The sequence below is a fragment of the Bacteroides sp. OF03-11BH genome, from assembly GCF_003604005.1.
Classification (GTDB): Bacteria; Bacteroidota; Bacteroidia; order Bacteroidales; family Bacteroidaceae; genus Bacteroides; species Bacteroides ovatus.
This window is the reverse complement of record NZ_QTMW01000001.1, coordinates 186,246-207,316: the sequence shown is the minus strand read 5'-3', so window position 1 is coordinate 207,316 and position 21,071 is coordinate 186,246. Positions and strand designations below refer to the sequence as shown.

The 21,071-nt window shown below is 45.6% G+C and carries 12 protein-coding genes and 1 tRNA gene; 2 read left to right on the top strand and 11 right to left on the bottom strand.

The window, feature by feature from the left end; all coding sequences use genetic code 11:
- Nucleotides 1–21: 21 nt before the first annotated feature.
- Entirely contained in the window at nt 22–756 is a 735-nt protein-coding gene (locus DXA54_RS00895; RefSeq protein WP_004295839.1) for a hypothetical protein, read from the bottom strand.
- 286 nt (nt 757–1,042) lie between these two features.
- Between DXA54_RS00895 and DXA54_RS00890 the strand changes: the two genes are divergently transcribed.
- Both DXA54_RS00890 and DXA54_RS00885 read left to right on the top strand, forming a co-directional pair.
- Nucleotides 1,043–1,116, top strand: a tRNA-Arg gene (locus DXA54_RS00890).
- A gap of 158 nt (nt 1,117–1,274) precedes the next feature.
- Nucleotides 1,275–2,420 carry a site-specific integrase gene (locus DXA54_RS00885; protein WP_004303351.1) on the top strand — a complete coding sequence of 382 codons (1,146 nt, stop codon included), beginning with the start codon at nt 1,275–1,277 and terminating at the stop codon, nt 2,418–2,420.
- Between the two features lie 50 nt (nt 2,421–2,470).
- On the opposite strand, the gene DXA54_RS00880 is transcribed toward DXA54_RS00885, so the two are convergent.
- From DXA54_RS00880 to DXA54_RS00830, 10 genes are all read right to left on the bottom strand, one after another.
- On the bottom strand, nt 2,471–2,965 hold the full coding sequence (locus DXA54_RS00880) for a hypothetical protein (RefSeq protein WP_117683876.1): 495 nt from the start codon (nt 2,963–2,965) through the stop codon (nt 2,471–2,473).
- 1 nt (nt 2,966) lies between these two features.
- Nucleotides 2,967–4,262, bottom strand: coding sequence for a reverse transcriptase domain-containing protein (locus DXA54_RS00875; protein WP_117683889.1), 1,296 nt, complete (start codon nt 4,260–4,262; stop codon nt 2,967–2,969).
- 433 nt (nt 4,263–4,695) lie between these two features.
- The gene (locus DXA54_RS00870; protein WP_120078824.1) at nt 4,696–11,484 is read right to left on the bottom strand and encodes a CotH kinase family protein; all 6,789 of its coding nucleotides are present in this window, start codon (nt 11,482–11,484) and stop codon (nt 4,696–4,698) included.
- A 9-nt stretch (nt 11,485–11,493) separates the two neighbouring features.
- Nucleotides 11,494–12,660, bottom strand: coding sequence for a hypothetical protein (locus tag DXA54_RS00865; RefSeq protein ID WP_117971704.1), 1,167 nt, complete (start codon nt 12,658–12,660; stop codon nt 11,494–11,496).
- Nucleotides 12,657–12,866: a hypothetical protein gene (locus DXA54_RS00860; RefSeq protein WP_117816270.1), complete on the bottom strand. Its 210-nt coding sequence runs from the start codon at nt 12,864–12,866 to the stop codon at nt 12,657–12,659. Before DXA54_RS00860 ends, DXA54_RS00865 begins: the two co-directional genes overlap by 4 nt.
- 43 nt (nt 12,867–12,909) lie before the next feature.
- Nucleotides 12,910–15,039, bottom strand: coding sequence for a hypothetical protein (locus DXA54_RS00855; RefSeq protein WP_117971701.1), 2,130 nt, complete (start codon nt 15,037–15,039; stop codon nt 12,910–12,912).
- Nucleotides 15,040–15,048: 9 nt separating this feature from the next.
- Entirely contained in the window at nt 15,049–19,350 is a 4,302-nt protein-coding gene (locus DXA54_RS00850; protein ID WP_120078823.1) for a phage tail tape measure protein, read from the bottom strand.
- 504 nt (nt 19,351–19,854) lie between these two features.
- Nucleotides 19,855–20,250: a hypothetical protein gene (locus tag DXA54_RS00840; RefSeq protein ID WP_007478399.1), complete on the bottom strand. Its 396-nt coding sequence runs from the start codon at nt 20,248–20,250 to the stop codon at nt 19,855–19,857.
- 87 nt (nt 20,251–20,337) lie between these two features.
- Nucleotides 20,338–20,520 carry a type II toxin-antitoxin system HicA family toxin gene (locus tag DXA54_RS00835; protein WP_007478400.1) on the bottom strand — a complete coding sequence of 61 codons (183 nt, stop codon included), beginning with the start codon at nt 20,518–20,520 and terminating at the stop codon, nt 20,338–20,340.
- A 140-nt stretch (nt 20,521–20,660) separates the two neighbouring features.
- Nucleotides 20,661–21,071 carry a hypothetical protein gene (locus tag DXA54_RS00830; RefSeq protein WP_117816276.1) on the bottom strand — a complete coding sequence of 137 codons (411 nt, stop codon included), beginning with the start codon at nt 21,069–21,071 and terminating at the stop codon, nt 20,661–20,663.

Genomic DNA, 21,071 nt, shown 5'->3' with positions numbered 1-21,071 from the left:
TCATTTATAAAATTGGTCAAATTACTTCATAACAGCTTTCACTTGAGGAAGCATCTTCTTCACATTTTCATTTTCCGGAGAGATCTTAGCAGCTTCTTCCAGATAGTCTAATGCTTCTTTAAATCTACCATCAGCTTTTTCTTTTTCTGCAGCATATTTATCTGCATCAGAATTTGCCAAAGGAGCAGCTTTCTTCAGGATATTAGCGCCATCATTATAGCACAGAACTCCTAAACTGTACAATGCATTTGTTTTATATTGCTTGTGATCCAAAGGAATTACTTTCTTAAAACAATCTTCAGCTTCTTCTGCTTTTCCTGCTTTCTGTGCTGCAAGTCCTGCTTTTAGATAATGAAGACCATAATTCTTCACCATTGTCTTATTCTTAGGATCGACTTTCAGCCCTTCTTCTAATGTAGCTACATATTCAGCAGTCTTCTTTTGTGCATCTAAAGCCAAAGCTTTACGAGCATACGCATTTCCTATATTAAATTTTTTCTGAATAGCAATATCGAAAAAGGTCACGGCTTCCGCATACTTTTTCACTTCGTCTGCTGCTATACCACAATAGTAAGCTGTTGCAGAATCCTGATTATTAGTCTGTTTCAGATATTCGCTGAACTTCGCATACGCTACTGGATAATTTTTAGCATTAAATGCATCATTTCCTTCTTTTTTCAATTGCTCTGGGGCGGTTTGTGCAAAAACATTAGTCACTACAATACAAAATGCAAATAAAAAAATCAATTTCTTCATAACTTTATGTGTTTTTTAGTTGTTTATCGTTCAAAAGTAGAAGTTATAATAGAAAAACACAACCGTATTTTATTTTTTTGACCTTTTTGAAACCTATATAACGTTCGTTATTCTTCGTAAAAATGACGTTTTCCTATTCATTCCTCCCCAATCATATAAGTAAACAAAATATTTCTCTTTTATAAATTACTGATTCATAGCCATAAAGAAAAATATGAATAAAAAAGTGCCGGAAAGTTTTTGAGTTTTCATAAAAAGCACTACCTTTGCATCCGCAAATAAGGCTGGTTCCGTAGCTCAGCTGGATAGAGCAACGCCCTTCTAAGGCGTGGGTCCTGCGTTCGAATCGCAGCGGAATCACTATTAACATCCGGTAACAGTTAAATGTTATCGGATTTTTCTTTTAAATAGCTGATATTAAACGTTTTACTTTCGCCCCGTTTAACTTTTAATAACCTGCCTGTGTAGGCATATTTGTAGGCATATCCCCTCTACAGGCATAAAATAGGCATATAAAAATGACGGCAATAAGAGTTGTAAGACAAGGCAAAAAAGGCAAAACCGACCGGCTCCCCCTGTATGTGGAATTTTATATCAACCGTGAGAAAATAAGGATCGCGGTAAGGTTAAGTGTCACGTCCAAAGAATGGGACGAGCAAAACGAAGTGATAAAAGGCCGGGACAAAGAGAGTAAAGACAAAAATTTAATCATCTCAAACATCCGGTCACGTGTAAGCGACATATTTGTTCGTGCCCGTCTTAAAAATGAGACGCTGACAAAAGAAAGTTTCTTCCGCCAGTATAACAATCCTTCCGATTTTGGTACCTTCTTTGATTTTGCACGGGTTTACCTCAAACAAATTAGCAAAACAATTTCTTTCGGTACCTGGAAACATCACGTTTCTATCATCAAGAAACTGGAAACATTCGCCCCCGGCCTTGTATTTTCAGAGATTACCCATGAATTTCTCCTGTCTTTCTTTGCATATCTTCGCAAAATAGGTAACATGGATTCTACGGCATGGCGTAACATGGCTACTATCAAAATATATGTAGGTGCCGCCATACGCGGCGGTTATATGGACCAGGACCCGTTCGCGGCCATAAAGATACGTCGCCCCAAAAGTGAAGTTATATACCTGACGGAAGAAGAACTCCTCCGTCTGACCGCCTTGTACCGGTCCGGCCGCCTGGAAGAATGTACCCAGAACGTACTCCGTTTTTTTCTGTTTCTTTGTTTTACTTCTTTGCATATAGGCGATGCAAAAGCATTGCAGATAAACCAGTTCATAGGGAATGAACTACACTACACACGAGGTAAGACCAAAATACCGGTAACTGTACCCTTATCGGACCCGGCACGTTATATTTATGAATATTACCGGGCCGGACGTACAAAAGGTAACTTGTTTATGAACCTTCCCACGGATCAGGATATAAACCGGGTATTGAAAACAATAGCCGGTAAAGTAGGAATAACAAAGGATATCAGTTCAAAGACCGGGCGGCATACATTCGCTACCTTGTATTATAAGAAAACACATGATATCGTAACGCTATCCCACCTTTTGGGACATAGTTCTATAACTATGACAATGGTTTACGCACATGCTCTGGAAGATGAACGCGAAGCGGGAATACACGCCTTTGATGATATGTTATAACTAAAAGAGTGAAGGGGGAACCGTATTTCCCGCTTCCCCCTTTCGCTTTTCTACTCCAACGTATAAACACTCCAGTCTATCGCCTTTTTAAGTTCCCAGCCTTCCTTTTGTGTCTCCTGTATATGTTTCACGGCACCGGTGTAAAACTCTTGTAGTTGCTGCATACTTGCAAACTCGTAAAACGTCGGGTTGTCTTCTTCCCCGAGCTTGAAAGTAACAGGAAGGTTTTCCCCGCCTGTCTGCAAGGCAAGATCGTACGCCGTCTTATAATTCATCTGGTTCTCCATGGAAAGCCAGACTTTCAGACCGTTCCATATGTACCCGCTTTCGATCGTGTCGGTTATCTTCCGGTTATACCATTCATTAATAACCGCCTTGATTTCTGCCAGTGCGGGTAGATGATCGAACGTCTCTTCCATGTAACTACGTTGGACTCCTTCTGCTGTCTCTGTTTCCTGGTAATCCCACGTAATGCGCCAGATTCCCCGGCGGCGGTTGGTACATCTTACCGGTTCCGCCTTGCTGTCTGCATAAATTCGTATCATTTCAAGTAAAATGTATAATTATCAATCCTTTTTCACTTACTTCACCTTCGCAATGTGCTTCAAAAGGCAGTTCTCCGTCTCTTGCCGCTGATTCACAAATGAAAAGGGTTTCCTCAAGGCTGGTAAAATACTTTCTCTCCTTGCCGTCGAGTTCCAGCTTTATAACAGTCCGGTTTCCGTTTTTCGTCGGAACATCCTTTTCATAATCAAGTACGATCACATCCTTGTTCATCAGTTCGGGCGACTTGATCCTTGCCCCGGTAAATCGTTTCCGTCCGTCTTTAGGCTTGTACTTGTAGCCCAAATCTTTTAATTTTTTCATTTTCTTTCCTGTTAGTTTATAAAATAAGTTCTTGCAATCAGCATGTTTTGTAAGCCCGTAAAATGAAGCGGTTAACTCCTGCCTACGTTTCTTGCTTTTAACCTTGTGCATCTTGCGGGCGAACTTTTGTTTGTTACGCTTCCTTAACCGCACATGATCCGGGCGGGTTACATATCCCAGAAAGTCGATACCTTCGGTAATCGGGAAAACGGTATCATTACTTTTAATCTCCAGGCGGGCTTTACGGGCCTGTTCATGAATGATATCCCTAACCTTCCAAAGGTATTTCTTGCTACCAGAAAGCACCAGACCGTCGTCACAATACCGGTAATAGTGTGCTACTGCCTCCTGATCCTTTAACCGGTGATCCAGATAAATAGACAGAAGCAAATTACAAAGCCCCTGCGATGATCTTAGTCCGATACTCACGCCTTTAGGCATCATGCGGATGCACTCTTCCAGGATTCCGATCAATATTTTATCCTTGAACATCTTTTTCACTGCATCCAGCAAAACGTCCTGGTCTACGCTCTCATAGAATTTCGTTATATCGAACTGGTACCCGAACAGGGTTCCTTCGGGATCATCCTTTATATCTTTAACGATATACTGTAAAAGGTCATGCGTTCCCCTGTTTTTAATGGATGCGGAAGTAGTCCGGATAAAACGTACTTTCAAATGCCGGTCCACCACATTCATAACGGCGTTAAGAACGATCCTGTCTTCCAGGGAAACCGATTGTACGATCCTTACTTTCGGCCCGTCGTCTACGGTCATTTCCCGATATCCTCCGAGCTTGAACCGCCCACTCCTGATCCGCTGCCTGATCCTCTCTACCGCCTTCGGGACATCCGCCAGTATTCTACGCCCGGCAAAGCTGCGCTTTCGTCTTCTTTTGCGCAATACCGTTTTTATGGCGTCCTCTATATTGGCGTCCTCGACAATCTCTTCTATAATATTATCTTCTCTCCACATGATAATTAAATCAGCCTTCAATTCCCCGGGCCGGGCTTCTTCGAAAAAACTTCCTACCAAACCCCATTGCCCTGCGCTTTATTTTTCCCCTTTCCAACCGTAAACGGCTGCTGTTGGCGAGGCTCATTCCTCTTGGCTCCACGCCGGGAACACGTTCCCACTGTTGTACGCCAATTTTCAAGGCTTATGCGCTTTTTCTTTATTCTAATTGTTTGCAAGCCGAACACCGATGTTCGCATTCGTGTTCGATGAATCGTTATTCGCGTTCGCATACGAAACACCGCCTAACGCGTTCGCGTTGTTGTTCGACCGATACACCACACGAGTGTATATGAGGAAATCCGCCTTTGTACTTTTCGGAAGTACCGGCGCCCGTCTTACTTTCCGGACGCCCGCGCTACCCGCACAACGTTTTACGTTGCTGTTTTTTCTCTTAATCTGCCTGATTTATGGCTTTAAAGGCCGCGACGCTGCCCGCCCAGCGTATTATGCCCCTGAAGGCAAGCCGAACACCGATGAACGCATTCGTGAAAGATGAATCGTAAAACGCGGACGCATACGAAACACCGCCCAACGCGTACGCGTAGCTGTACGACCGATACACCACACGAGAAAGACCGGTACCCACATAGAACCTATCGAACCAATGTGAGGAAGTGGAACCGCCTTCTTTAGCTGCAATCAAATCCATATACTGGCCCCAAACCATGTGGGTAGGATAAATATCCGCGTTATAAACAGTAATTCCCTGTACAATGCGTTCCGTTCCGTCCGGCATGGTAATAAACCACCTTCCGTCCGCCGCCGTCTTGTTTACTGTGACATACTGCAACCATTCCGCCTTGTTTCCCTGGAAATTCTCATATCCCAGCACATTGACGGACTGATAATTTACACCGTCCCGATAAGCACCTTCCGCCTGTGGATTGGAACCGCCCTTTTCCTTATAATAAGAAACCGTATCACGCATCCCCAGCGCATTGGTAAGGCCTGTCACTTTCTGGTAATTGTTTGTTCCATATCCGCAAACTCCCTGCGAATCGGTATTACCGTATTTAAAGAAATGCAGATTACCCACATCCTTGTGCATCTCCCAGTCGAACAGCTGGAAACCTTTGCCCCGATTCTGGGCGTATTTGACTGCCTGGCTCTGTGAAATGGTTCCTACACTTGAAACACCGCTGACAGAACGCAGCACATCATCAATCAGGTAGGCTTCATAAGCACCGCCCAGGCATTCCGTATGCTCTACCCAGTCCGGCTCGATCGCTTCCACACTTTCCGACGTTGTGAGTAAAACGAAATCGAAGGCCGCCGAATTAAGGAAAGTAAAGGCCAGGAAAGTAGCCCCTGCGGGAACAGCACAAAACAGGTACATACCATTAATAAAACCGTTCGCGTTTGAAACGCTTACCCGACTTACTATTTTGCCCGTATCATCTATAAATGCAGCCCCGTAAAGAGTGGAAGCCAGACCGGGGAAACGGACCTGCTTGTAATCCCGCACGTCCACCAGGGCGAACGATCCGGATTCGTATTCATTCTTCGCCTCTTCAAGGGTCGTGTAATCCGTATTCTTACGAATCCCGATCCCTTCCGTTACCTCCAGCTCTTCGCGGGTAAGTTTTACACTGGTGTACCCTGCCGCTGCCGGCGCATCCTCATTGCTTGAAATAAAACCGTACAGACATTGGTTCAGCACGTCCGTTACTCCCTTGTACCAGTAATGAGGCTCATATACGTAAACTTCGCCTTCCGATCCGGTTAATACTGCATCCGTGGCGTTCTCCACGCTGTCACTGTCGGCGTATTTGTTCCGGCTCTCATCATGAAGCGGATAACAGGTCATTTCACCCTCCGCCGTCTTTTTGGCCAGAACGCAATGTCTTTTCGCCAACACCTCCAGGATATGGGAAGACGGGGTAAATTCCGTATTATAGTCATATCCGGTAGAGTTATCCAGGTTTGTAATCTTTTCCCCGTCCTCTACCGTCTGGTCTATTTTTATGCAGACAAACTGCGGCTGAATGATATTCAGTTCCGGGAAGTGCGCACAGGTGGCGGCGTACTCTTCGTCCGACATGGACTGGGTCAGCCGGTACGTACCCACCAGGCGGCACGTCTGCACGTTTCCCCCGTCTTCATCAACACCGCCCATTGTCATAAGCCCGCGAAGCAAACTTCCGTCCCCGTCCATATCTATACCGGTAATTCGTAGATAGCTGGTCGCGCTGCATTGCTGTAACAACGTGTTCCAGTCGATCAGGCTACAGTTATCAATCACAAGGCGCGTGATATTTGCCGTGCTTTCCAGCTGCAGCCCTGCATTGGTCAGTTTGTTCAGGTACCGGAGCTCCAGCGTCTGCAAAGTTGCGGGAAGGACGCAAACGGCCAGAGGCGCACCGCCGGCGAATGTCACACCGGTAAGGGATGTATCACCGGCCAGGAAGGTTTCAAGTTTGGTGTTGCTTGAAAGGTCCATACCGGTAAAGGAAGAGGATTTAAGCCCGGATATGTCGAGTTGTCGAAGGTTACGGCAATTACCCACCAGAAGGGCATTAAGTGTCATCTGTCCGGCCTCACAGCTAACATTCAGTTCACGCAAGGCCGTACAGTTGTTCAGGTTCAACGTGCCGACAATGGCGTGGGCTACATCCGTCAGATCAAGCCCGCGAATACGGCTTGCACCGTAGAAATATTGCGGATCGTTTACTATTAAATCCGTGTCCATTGTCAGTTCCACCACAGCCCCGGCCGTTTCTGCAAGTACCGCGCTTTGGTGCGGTGTTCCGGACGTGTAACCGTACCCGTAATAATACCGTTCGGAGGCCGTAATCCGAATTTTCCGGTTATCGCTGCCGAACTTATACCCGAAATAAGCCGCGAAGCTGTCACGACGATAAGTACCGGCCACGTATTGACTATCCAGAAGGGCGAAACGGTTCTGAATGGTATAAGTACGGTGCGCGTAACGGCTTCCCTGCAAGGCATACAGATAATTATAATAACTGGTTCCGCTGCCGGTTGTCACCCCTTCGGTAAGCGGAAGGATATATTTATATTCCGAATCCTTGTTATAAATCCGCTCGCACCAGTTGCCCATTTGTTCCTCGTTAAATACTTGCAGGACATATTCAAGGCTCATATTGCTACGCAAGGTTTCCGCCACTTCACGCAATTTGTCCGGACAAGACCGTACCAGTTCCCATAAAACGGAATCATGGCCGGCAAAAGCATAACTACCGATACTATCGTCAAAACTTTCGTGGGTAATGGTATATTCGTATTTCAGTACCGAATCATTACGCACACCGAACAGCGTGTCCATATCGTAAGGAAGGAAATACCAGATCAGAGAGTCCCAAGTCGCCAGCATCATGTTTTTTGCCCGGTTATCCACAGCCATAAAGTAATCGGTAATCAGATACCATGCAAACGGGCTGTCATTACCGAAATACTGGTTATATTCCGCCAGGAACTTGGCGGGATCATCCTTACATGAATCGATCCAGTTCCAAAGCCTTGTAACTGCCGCCTTGTCGTCCTCGTGTGCATCCGCCCAGGTAGTGTCCGCCTTGAAACGAAATTCCAGCGCATCATCAAAAGAAGACATGTCGGTAGTCCCGAACAGACAAAGGGCCTCGGAGTTGTTCAGGAACTCCAGACAGATACATTTGTTACGCTGCCCGTTCAGGGCCGCTTCGTCGTTGAATCCTTCAATTCCTTCAAAACCGTAAATGATCGCACTTTCCGACTTCTCATTATTGAAATTGTATTTTCCCAGATAAGTATTCGCACCGGTGCCGTCGTTGTCATAAAACAGGTCCATAGGGAAACCGTCCACGCCTATACGTACGTCATATTCCCCCTTATATGCAGCCTGCGGCGGTGTCAGCCACCCGCACCTCTTCCAAACGTCGTTCACAATACGCACCGCACCGGTATTATGTGTACCGGAAGAATCGGAAAAGTCCGCTTTCAAACAGAATATACTGATCGGCCGTGCTCCCGGTTTGAAACTGTATTCAAGGGACGGCACATCCACGCCGTTAACTTCCAGCGTGGTACCGTATTTTTCCAGGCGCAAGAAATAAAGACGGTAATTCTTACGCGGATAAGTGGTGGATGATGTACCCTGTATTCTTAGACCGACATTCCTTGCTACAAAATCGTACTCCTTACCCTGCGGGCTATAAAAATAGATATCGACCGGTACCTCGAATTTCTTGTTATTGGTGGCGTTGACAAGGTTCACATCGCCGACAATTCGCATAACCGCCTTTCCCTGGGCGCGTAACTTGTCTATGTCGATATCCGTACCGTTGTCCCCCGTAACATCATTCTTTTCAAATAACAGGACCATTTCGTCCGACGTAGTCCGGTCTACCATGTAATTGTTCAATTCTTCATCATCCGTAAGCGCACGGTTATAAATACGGAAATTCCTGATCTCCACATCCGCCGTATCACTGAACAAACGGATGTTCACCGGTTCCGCCTGCAGTAATCCTTCGGTAGCCCCATACTGCACCGCTCCGCAACGGATTCCGTTTACATAAAGTTCCAGCAACCGCTTGCCGGCCTTGGCCCCGACAATAAAGGCCATTTTCAGGTTCATATCACTTGCAAACTTCGTACTTACTTCCGTACCGCCGGAAACACGCATAAGGGCCTGCTCCGTTGTCATCTGGAAACCGATATCGCCGGCCATACAGTCCAGTATCACCCCCTGCCGGTCCGTTACCGACGAACAAAGAATTTCCATTTCATAGGTAGCCCCGGTAGTGGTTGCATCCGTGGAGAACGGCCGGTACCCGATTTCAATCTTCGCGCCTCCCGTAAGTTTCAGGGCGTCACCCGTCCAGCCGTTGCTGCTCCAGTCGAAACCAGAAAATGTCGTATGTATGTCGCCATAATCCCAGGCTCCCGGATCGGATTCGCTGTTACTCCGCCCGGCTGCCGAAAGTTTCAGTACAAGCCCGGCGGTAGTTTCCTGCAAGTCGATCCCGCTTTCCGTTACGTCGATATAAAACGGGTATTCCGTGGCCCCCGTCTTAAATTTCATAGTGATCTCGCCCTGCTCCGTAAAACGGTTGGTATATGTCTGCGTAGTACGGGCCACACTGACAGACTGCGTTTTCACCCCGTCCCGGTAAACGTCCATTTGAGCCGGCGTTGCGTCAGGATCATAAGCCACAAAGTCAAATTTTACCTGTTCGTACTGCCCCGCTTCCAAGCGCGGAACAAGATGGTCCTCCGTAAAAATACGGCCGTCCGGAAAACTCATCATCGTGCCGATGAACGGTGCCGATCCTCCGGATTTCAGAATATCAATATAGATACTTTCAGACTTTAACACGAGATCGGCGGAAGCCTCCATTTCGGCAACCATTTGAACGGTATTCCGGCCGGTCACAAGCGAAGAGGGGGACAAACTGAAACTGCCGTTTGTCGTTCCCGATCTTGTAATGGTGTGCGCGTTCTGTTGCTGACCGTTCAGATAAAGCGTGACGACCTTTGTTCCGGCACCGTTGACAGCATAAGGAATATTAATCGTGTCGGCCAGGGTATAACCGCCTGCGGCTATGGCCCCGGCCAGATTGTAAGAGCTGGTAAGGGAAAGACTAACAACCTTTACGGATGTAAACGCCTGCCGGGTTTGTTTCTTGCCGGTAGTCGGATCGGTTGTGGTTGCCACTACGTAAATATCGGTATTCCCAACAAGCAAGTAACTTGAAAGGTCCAGTTCGTAACTGCCTTTGGAAACATCGCTGACCGTCTGGGAATACATGGTAGTTGTTCCACGCCTGATCGTAACGGTGATATCCGCCTTTTGCCCGGTAGATTCCCCCTTTTCATCCCCCGTGGTGTATTGGTGATCGTATGTATAAGTAAGACGGGCGTTTCCGCCTTCCTTGATTATGGCGTTATCTACAGCCGCATTCAAGACAATTTTAGTAGCCACCGTTTCGCCGGAACCTCCACCGGAACCGGCCGGGATATCCACGGCGGTAATTTCCGTGCCGCTTTTGTTCTGGAAAGACAGACGGACGGATGTTTCATCCTCGCTTACCTCCGCATTTACGTTAAACAGCGTGGAAGCGTCCACCTCGTTAAAACGGGCGGTTACTACCTTGTTTTCTACCGGATTGGTGGAATCGGCGGACAAAGTCTCGTCCACTTCCAGGATATCCACGTTTACATTCACATTACCGGCCGCGTCCGGCGTCTGCTTCTCGCCGTTTACCGTTACGCTCTTTACCGTTCCTTTGCCGCCGAACTCTTCCCAGCTCGCCTCCTGGTCCCAGGCATCCAGGGCGGTTCCGGTAAACTGGTACGTCTCCCATTTGCCGAGCGATGTTTCAAAGGTGATGACACGCCCCCGGCCGCGCCACTTCTCCGGTACCGCGGCAATGGCGGAAGCCAGGGTATAGAAACCTTCCGTAAGCGGCACACTGCCGGTTACGTTATAGGTATTCCCGCCGCCTGAACCGCCGCTGCCGAAATCCTCCCACTTTTCGACATTCTCAAAATCCGTGTCCGGATTGCCTTTAAATTGTTTCGTTACCCAGCCGTCGGCAGTAAGGAAAGAAAGGATCACGCCGTTTTTCCGGACATCGTCAATCTTCCCCGCCGTTTTCAATGCTGCAAACACTCCCGACAGGTCACTGTAAACGCTGCCGGCGTTCAAAAGGTTGTTTACATTGGTAAAGGTGGAAGACAGACGCCCGGCCGTCTGCTGCAGCTCCTGTTTCATTTTGTCACGGTCTATCTGCAATGTGCTTATGTCATCGGAACAACTGGTTATATCCTGGGACAAACTTTTCAGTTTTCCCCAAAGGGAACCGTCTTCACTCTCCGAACTGTCTTCACTGCCGATACGGGCGTTAATATCAGCCAGCAATGCGGCCAGCGAATCACTGTCTTTAAGCCCGTTCAGAAAATTAAGAATCTCGTTAAAGTTGTCGATTGCCTGCGAAGCGTTGTCACCGACAAGCCGGTCGATACGCAAAGAAACGGCGTCGATAGCCTTCTGCAAGGCTGCATCGGCGGCAATGCGGGCGGCTTCCTCCGCCTCGATTTCCTTACCCTGGGAAACCAGTTTCAGGTGTTCGTTCAAGAAGCCAAGAACCGCCGCCACCATTTGGTTAGTAACGCTTTCCGCGTCCTCCGCGGTTTCAATGACTATAATAAGATCATCGATATACTCCTGTGTTGCCATATAGATACATTAATTAAATTGTTTGCTGAACTCTTTGGAATGAACCCGCGGTTTCCGGTAGCCGCTTTCCGTAATTTCTCCCGTCCAGTTGGACTCTTTGTCGGCAAACGTGAGCTTTAACGTCACGTTCTGCGGCGCGTCCGGACGGACACGGTAAGAAAACTCTTCCGCCGAAGGAATTACTTTTATCTCTTCCCGGCCGTAACCTGCCAGGTAAACATCATCAGAGGAAAGCAGATCAAGAAGAAAGCGTATTTCCTGCGGGCGTTTGAATCCCGTCTTAATCGTTACGGCTTCCTGTATCTCCGTCCGTATGCGATCCGAATAATAATCATCGGTAATTTCATCGTAACGCCGGAAAACAGCGTCTTCGTCTTCATCCATGCCGGGAGTTACGCTTGCCTCGCCTTCCAGGGAAAACACTTCGTAAGTCCCGTAACTGTTCAGGAACCGGAGCCGGTAATGCTCGCGAACCGTCGGGCTTTGCTCGATCCCGATCCGCAGAGCGAACGTATCACCGCTATACACGTCAAAAAGGTTGGCCAGTACCCCGTAATCGGTAAAGAATTTAAGTCTTACGGCCTCCAGGTTCAAGGCGTAGAAATTCCCTGCCGTACCTGGCACTGCAAGGCTTTGTCCGGTAAGAAGTTCCGTTATTTTCAGCTCATGCTCCGGATAGATGAAACAGAGCGGGTAAAGCTCCGTTTCGCGCATCGTTATACGCCAGTCATCACTCCGGGTGGTAAAGAAGAAATTACAGGATTCATTCAAGAACTTCAAATCAAAAATGTTACTTCCCTTTTCATGCAGTTTCTTGAAAGAACGTTTGGATATACCACCGCGCCAGGCGGTAACAACCAGATAGGTCGATTCCTCCTCCTCGTTTTGAATGGCGACCGTGACGACCGCCTTGTTATACCGTTTGTCGGAAAGGCTTATCAACATCTCGGAACTGTCCGTTAACGGGGGAATATCGACAAAAAGCGTTTCCAAGACCTCCGCAATGTTTACCTTGAAACTTCCGTTACCGTTGCCGGTAAATATGGAACGCATGGCTTCAAAGTTCACGAAATACATTATATTGTAAGTCGCCATAGAAGTAGTTTCTACCGAAAGATAGACAGGGTTTCCGGTAAAGGCGTTTTTCGTCGGATCGATGCTTGCTGTCAAACTCATAATTCAAACGTGTTAACGATGAATATTCCGTTAAACTCACTCTTATTTTCAAGCCCGGAAAGGAAATGGTCACGCTGATCCGTGGGAGACGTCAGGAACTTGTAAAAGTCCGAGAGCTTCCCCGAATGATTTTCCCTCCAAAGCTTGTAAAGCTCTGCTACCTGTGTGGTACACGGAGCAAGTACGATATTATTCTGCTTTTCCATGCTGCAAAAGTTGGGTTTATCAAAGGAAGAATAAAGGACGGGATTAACCGGAATATACAACGGAGATGAACTCCCCTATATACGAAAGGGTAAATGTTTCATTATAAGTTCCGGTAGTTGCTTCCGGATCATTCTGTATATAATTTATATTCACTCTTAACTGGAACTGGTAATCCCGCGTCAGCGTATCATTTTCAGAGGTGGGCGGATTTTCTATTATATAATCATCCGTACCGGGATTTATAAAACCGTCCGTTATGGTCCAATAGCGTTCATTCTCAATAGTAAAGCCTAAACCTTTCAAGTAGTTCAATACCTCCTGCTTTTTATTTTCCTGCACTTCCGCCTGAGTATTACGAACCAGTTTCCAGACATATAAAGTACTACCGAAATCTTTAATAAAATGTTCCTCGTCAAGATTATAGGGAGCTATTAACCGGAGTGTTCTTAATGTCAGATCGACAGGTACAATCTTATTTGCCGGAAGCGAATAAGAAAGTCCGTCAAAAAGCAGATACTGTCCCCGCAGGGCTACAGGTGTCAATATATCCATGCTCATAAGCTGGTGGACCGGTAACAGGGTATTTGCTTCTACCTGGTTGAAAGAGTGTCTTATTATGGCATCGTATTTTTTCCAGAAGTTTATAAACAGGCCGTTCTTATATTGAAATAAAAGCGATATCGTATGTTTACTTCCGTCTTTGAGGATGACCTCCTCACCCTCGGAAGTATAAGGCAACACAGAACCGAAAGGATATTTACTATTCTGTGAGGATGTAAACGCAAACACGAAAGATAACGGTGTTTCCACTTTCTCCGAATCTTCATCATCATTATTGGAGGATGTTTTAAGATATGTGTAACGGTGTACGTAATCGGCCAGATATTGAGGGGAAAGAATATCATTCGGGGCAAAATCCATTGGAACGCATTCATCATCGCTGGTTAATTCGTTATCTTCAATACTGTCGCTTTTCCGGTCCCAGGAAAAGAAACTCGATGAAGAATAAGTAAGACGCTTGTTGTCTTCATCCCATTTGAACCAGCGTCCCGTCGTTTCCTCATAATTAAGGTGTATCACCCTTTGGGAAACGTCAACTCTCGCCAGGCGGGCCACTTCCTGATCCTTTAAGTAGTCTTCAAACCGTTCAACAGAGGGGGCCGCACCGGTAAAGGAAGTTTTGGCCGACAACTTCATTTGCCGGGCCGTTTCATAAGTTATTAAAGGTTCGTCTGTCAGGCTGCGGGATAAATCAATGTCCGGAACATCATCCACAATATCACGGATCAGTCTTAAAGTGGCCGTTTTCGTATCGGAAGAAACATTATAAACCAGTCCGAAACGCACATAAAGGGCGTTTAAAAAGTCCTCTACCGTACAATCCGGCATTAAATCGGCGTAAGAAAGCTTTCCTTTAACACAACAGTCGGCCGCATTATTCAGGATTACCAGGTTATAAAGTTGTTTATCCGTCTTAAAAGGATTTTCGGTTATGGTATATCCAAATTCCGAAAAAACAAGTTCCAGTACACGCCATACATATAAAAAGGCCGTTACGCCGTAGCCTTCCGGAAGTGTTACTGCAGTCGGAGTTCCATTTACTAAGAAAGTTTCCGTTCTTGCCTGATAACGCAACTTATAGACTTTACTTCCCTCTGATACAGGCGTGATATAATTCAGGTATTTGGGGTAAGACTGGTTATCTTTTGAATCGTTACCGGTCATAATCTGGAAGACGGCATAATCAGTCTGATAACCTCTTAATACTTGTTGCAAATGCGCACAAAGGGAATTTACGCTGCTATATTCCTTCACCGGTAATGTAATGGCATTTAATTTCTTTGCTTTCCAGGCGCTGTAGGCCTCCGAATTGTCAAAGCCGATGTTAAGGGTAATACCTTCTTTTTTACCGGCGGAAACGATATTTATCTTTCCGGTACGTTTATATACTCCGTCCAGTACCGTACATGCCTGATCTTCATTCATCGGCTTTACGCCCATGTCGAGACGGTGGGCAAAACCGGTTATTTTAGCATTGTTACCGGTACATGGAACCGTGACCGGTACGGTCTGCGATCCCCGGTCGTTCATGACGGGGGATTTCTCGTCGATCTGTACGGTAAAGTCACCCCCTAAATCCAGATAACCTTTGTTCGTCTTAATCTTTAGCATAATGATTACTTATTTTCCGCGTGTAAAGGTGTCGCGGGCGTTATCTATGGTTTCTTTGGCCTTCTCCAAATCCTGGTAAACGATATAGGCCTTTATCAATTTGATAGCCTCACAGGAGGCGCGAAGCTCCTTTGCTGCTTCCAGGAACTCCCGGTAGGAAGAATCACCTGCAGGGGAAGTGACGTAACCGCCTTCATAATATTCACCCGGATTCTGTGGTAACGGGTTGGCATTGGTACGCTGCCGCCTGATCGCTTCGATAGTACTAACGGCGTCGATCACTTTAGGATTATTCATTTCCGGTTGTGGTACCACATATTCCCCCTTATGAACTACGCCGGCCACTTCATAACGGCCACCGGGACCGGTGTAACCGCCTTCATAATACCCGCTTCCGGAAGAACCGGAAACAACACGTTCAGCCGTGGCGGTCTTGCTGCCGGTGGTGTTTTTCAAGGACATGTTTTTAATCTTGTCCCGTTCTGCTTTAGCCGCTGCAAGTTGGGCTACACCGGTGGCGGCCATTAAAGCAGCTGCAATAGGACCGGCAATGGGACCAAGTTCTGCATTCGATTTCATTATGGCGACCGCTGTATCGGCAATAATTTGGGAACATTTGATAGCAAAATTTACATCTGCATACTTTTTTTGAATCTCCAGTTTCTTGTTTTCTTTTTCTTCTTCCAAGGCGGCGGTATCTTCTCCGTTATTTTCGGCCATTTGTATAAGGGCGTCATATTTAGCGTCTACCTGGGCGAGTTCGGCCTGCTGCATTGTTTCAACTAAAGAAGAAGTAAGACCGGAAATCTTATCAAAATATTTTTTTGCATTGCCCAGTTGTATCTCTCCTCTTTTCTTCTGGTATGTCTTTTCATCTATTAATCCCTGTTCGTGCATGTCTTTCAACATAGCCAATTCATTTTGGTATTCCTGCCCCCATGATACACCAATTTGCGCCTGAATCTGATATAAATCATTCTGGTACTGATAATCTAAATGACTAAGGGCCTGTTTTTTCTGCTTTTCCAGTTCAATAGTAGAAAGACCGGCACGTTTAGCAATATTTATAATTGCATCATACATGGACATAGTCTCCTTTATCTCCTTATTATAATTTTCTTTCATTCCCTCGGTTCCTGATTTATTGGAGGTCAGTTTATTGACCATTTCAGCAATGGCCGCCCGGTCACGCAATAACTTCATTTCAGACTCACGAACGGCATCCGCTGCTTCCGTCGCTGTTTCTATACGTTTCTGTTTACCGGTAATTTCCAAAGCGGCAATATCATTCTGGTAAGTACGGTTTATCTCCAGAAGTTCTGCGGCGTGCTCCGCTTCAACTTCCAGCATATAGGCGTCGGCGGCTTCCTGCGTGATACTTTGGTTTAATACCGCTTTTTCCATGGTGTCCTTCTGGACGTTGTAATAGGCGGTTTCAATCTTTAACCGTTCGTCCCGTTTCTCCTGTACCAGTTTTATACGGGCGTCCTCCTGCTTGCCGGTTTCCGTAAAAATGGCCGTCTGTGCTTCTGTTTCGAGCTTGTGGATTTCATCGAGTAACTTCTTCTTCTGGGCCGGCGTTTTTGCTTCCAGCTTCTGGAGTGCGTCGATACGTTCCCGGTAATAGCGAAGGTTTTCCGCTGTTCCTTCGAGAATATATTGGGCTTCCGTCTTATTTTCCTTTTCCCGGTTCTTTTTGATTAGAAGCATACGTTTTTCGTGCTCGATCTCCAGAGGTTTTAATGTAGCGTCCGTTTCTGTATTTTTATACTCCCCGGCTTCCGCTTTCTTTTTGACCTTCCCCAGTTCGTTTAAACGTTTTATTTCGGTGTCGATACGTTCTATTTCCTTGTTTTTCTTGGCGATATTCGCTTCGCTGTCTTCCGCCCACTGTTCCTGAACCTTTTTCTTTTCGGCCTCCAGTTTCTTTATAAGGGATGTTTCAGTATTTATATTTTCTTTATTGGTTCCGGTTAATGAAGTGGCCGTCGCCTCTGTTTTTAAGATATCATTATTGATCTGGGCGATTGCTGATTCTATACCGGCCAAATCCTTCTGTGTTGTTTGTAGAGCTTTCAACTGGTTAGCCTCTTTTTCTGTACCAAATAAACGGCTTATTTTAGCGGTAAGACTGTTCCGGTTATATCCTGACAATGTATTTTGCTGGCGGGTGTCCCAATAAGCGTCGCTTTGCTCTGATTCCTGGCTTTCAAGATTCCTTTTTTTCTTGTACAATTCTTCCAGTTCCTCCTGGTAAGCTTTCAACTTGATTTGTTTTTCCAAGGAAACTAAATATTGATCTATGGCCTCCTTGTTGTTGTTTATGAGCCTGCCTTCTTCATTCAATTCCGCATTATAATCCGGTATCAGTTCTTTTAATTCCGCAAGCCTTTGTTTACGGGTGTAGTTGGAAAGGTTCTCATCATTGATAGCAGCTACAAGAGTTTTTATTTTTGCTTCCTGGCTGGAATATTCTTCATTCACTTTCTTTACGACTTCCTGGTGGGCCTTCATCGCCGCCGAAGCCTGTTCCGTCTTCTTTGCAAGCTGGTAGATAGCAACACCGGCTGCCACGAGTAACGCGAGCAGGGCCGTATATGGATTCTTCAAAAGTTCGATCCTCATTAACCGGAGTGCAGCGGTACATCTGGTAGTATTCTTGTGTAATAGTGCCTGGGCTGCCGCATAAGTCAGAGTAGCCGCCCGGCTGATATAAAGCTGTACGGCGTGCGCTTTCTCTGCAACGACCGAAGCAAGGGTCGCCGTTTTAAAACGGGCGTGCCACATGGTAGTGATTTTCAGTCCTCCATAGTAAGAAACCAGATAAGCGGTAACGGTATAAGTGACAACACCCCATTTATTAAACATGTCAATCATACCCCCTACACCTTCCACCATAAGCGTAACAAGGTCTATTAAATCCCGGAGAATACCCTTTGATTCATAGAAACGTAAAACTACCCCTTCGATAGTTGAACTTAGCCGGTTTAATGCACCTTGAACGTTATCACCCATTTCTTCGGACATGGCGTTAAATCCCTCTTCGGCTCCGGTTACTGCATCACGGAGATTTAAAACGGTATCAGTACCATTTAAAAAGGTATTAAATGCGGCAACCGAACGTTTATCCGTTAAATCCAGTGCCTTATTAAGGTCTATTCCTTCACTGTTTAATTTTTTAAGTCCTTTTACCAGGTCTTCCAGATTATCCACCGGACCACCGAGAGCAAGTGCGAGTTTGCCGCTACTGTCAGCCAGGTTAAGCAAAATATTACGTGTTGCCGTCGCTGCCGATGAAGCGTCAAAACCGCTGTTTGCCAAAGCACCCAAAAGGGCGGTAGTTTCTTCAATCGTGAACCCGAAAGAATTTGCAACCGGCCCAACAATAGACATTGCCGTATTTAAGTACTCGAAACTTAAAGCGGATGCGTTACATCCCATAGTCATAGTAGAAACAGCCCGTTCCGTATCTTCTGCATCAAGATTGAAAATACGCAATGTTGCACCGGCAAGCGTAGCAGCCGAGGCAAGATCCGTGTCCACCGCCTTAGCGAATTTCAACACGGAAGGCGTCATCGCTTTAATATCCTCTTTGAAAAATCCCAGCTTGGCAAGCTCTATCTGAAGTGCCGTTACCTGTGCGGCCGTATAAGAAGTAGTAGCACCCAGCCGGCGCGCTTCATCCGTTAAATCCTTGATACTTTTTTTCGTAGTTCCCAGGATAGCGGCCAACGTACTGTTTTTCTTCTCGAACTCTATAATAGTACTGATCGCATCCCTTAGCCCGCCGACAATCTGCCCGGTTATCATTGCGCCGATAGTGACAAACACACCGGCCAGAACCGTTTTTATCTTGTTCAAGGAAAGAAGGGAACCGCCGAAACCTTCCGCCTTTTTCGTGGCCTGCCCGTATGCTTTCTCAACTTCTTTCAGTTCCTTCTCCAGGGCGGCATATTTTTCCGGCTGCAAAGACTTCACCGTATCGCGAAGTTCTTTCCGCAAGGCGTTTGCCTTCCTTGCCAGCTGGTTGGCACTCATGGTGGTTTTATCCAGCCGTTTCTCACATTCGGCAATCTTCTTGTTATTCTCGGATATAGCCTTATTATTGGCATTTAATCTATCCGTAAGATTCTTCCACTGTTTACCGCCAGCCTTACCGGTAGCAATAAGTTCGGTCATTTTCTTTTTAAGGTCCTTATTGCTGTCCCGAAGTTCTTTGTTCTTCTCCGAAAGATTATGTATTTCCTTCTGCGCATCGGAGGCGTTCAGGGTTAACACCCATTCGATATAGTCAGGTTTTAATTTTGCCATAAGAGTAAATTTTATAAGGCAAAATTATCCTGGTGTAAAGTGGCGGAAAAGGACATAAAAAAAGCCCGTAGAACCATTCTACAGGCTTATTATACTAAGAAGAAAGTATTTTATCTCTTAAATGTAAAATCCGAAGGATCAAAATATCCTTTATCCTTAATTGTTGCCCGATCAAACATCCGGCAAACGTACCAAGTTAAAGGTACTGATATAAGAGGCGTCACGATAAAGGAAAGAAAGGCAAAAGCAAGCCACCCGGATAAAGTAGCCGGTTTATGCTTACATCCTACGAAAAAAGCTATTACCAGGAAAAAGCCGATCAGAAATAAAATATCTTCATATGTCATATAATTACTATAAGATACAAGTAATAAATAATTGGAAATAAGCCCGCCCGAATTGGGCCGGGCTTAATTGATATATCATTTCTCACGAAATAATACATCGGGTGTATTAAGTTCTTTTTTATGAAGTATAATAGAAACCTTATAACAGGTTGTATTATCAAAATTGAGCGGAAACTAATTCATTTCCTATTTTCTTTATTGCTATCCTTATTTTATCATACTGTTTTTCACCGACATTCGCCACTCCGGACGCATACTGACGCATAAGAGACGGATTTATACCAGCAACCTCTGCTATCTTTGAAATATTGAGAAATGAAAAATAATTAAAGAATGATTGTAGATCATATTTATAAGAAAATTCCAATACTGGAACCTCCTTGCCTTCTTCCGCTAACATCTCTTTTATTTCCTCGTATGATTTCAGAAAATCAGCCTTAGCCGCTTCCGCTGTATCTCCGTAGCCGGCCAATCCAAAATCCGGTAACTCTTCTTCCATAAAACAGGAATAATAACCGTCTTTCGCACGTTCAAACAAAACATTCACTTTCATACTATTTATTTTTAAATGTGGCAGGCAATATTACCTGCCACTATCGCACCTAAAAGTCTTAAATTATGAAGTAAAGAAGTGCGGGGATTAAATCCCCAGCACTTTTCTTGCGTTACGTTCTATGTGAAGAGAAACCTCTTTAGACCCGTGACGGGGTATCGAAAACTTTTTGCCAGTCTTGGGACTGAACCAAACATCGTGTTCTCCGCCATGTCTCACAACGTAACAACCTGCCGCCTTTAATTCGGCGTAAAGTTGATTGTACTTCATAAAATAAAAGAACTTTTAAATACAGTGCAAATATAGCAAATTTGCAATAACCATGCAAATAATACAAATACATTTATTGCGAATTTGCTATATTTTAACATCGTAATATAAAGAATGAACTTTGGAAGATAACAACACACTTACTTTAGCGAACCGACAAACATTTCCTTTACCCTTTCCCTTACATAATCCTGATATTCATATTTAATCTTCCCGAGTGTGTCATGATACAGAATCCCGTATATCTGCCGGTTATAAATCTGGTAATTACCGTGTTTCTTCATATCCAGGAAGCGGGTATATAATGGAAGGTTAGAACGTGCGATTACTCCTTCGCCGTCCGGAACGACCGAATAATTCGGGTTCTGTAGTGCGGCCATTAATGCACCGGACCGCCCTTGTATGATCTCCCCGGTTCCCTGTACTTTCTTACGTTCACGGCCTTTCTGGTAAATCCGTTTGGTAGCGATATCCAGTTGGGCTTGAAATATGTCCTGTATTCCACGCCCGATCCGGTCGGTAAAGAAATCCGTTTTAAAATTCTCGGCCAT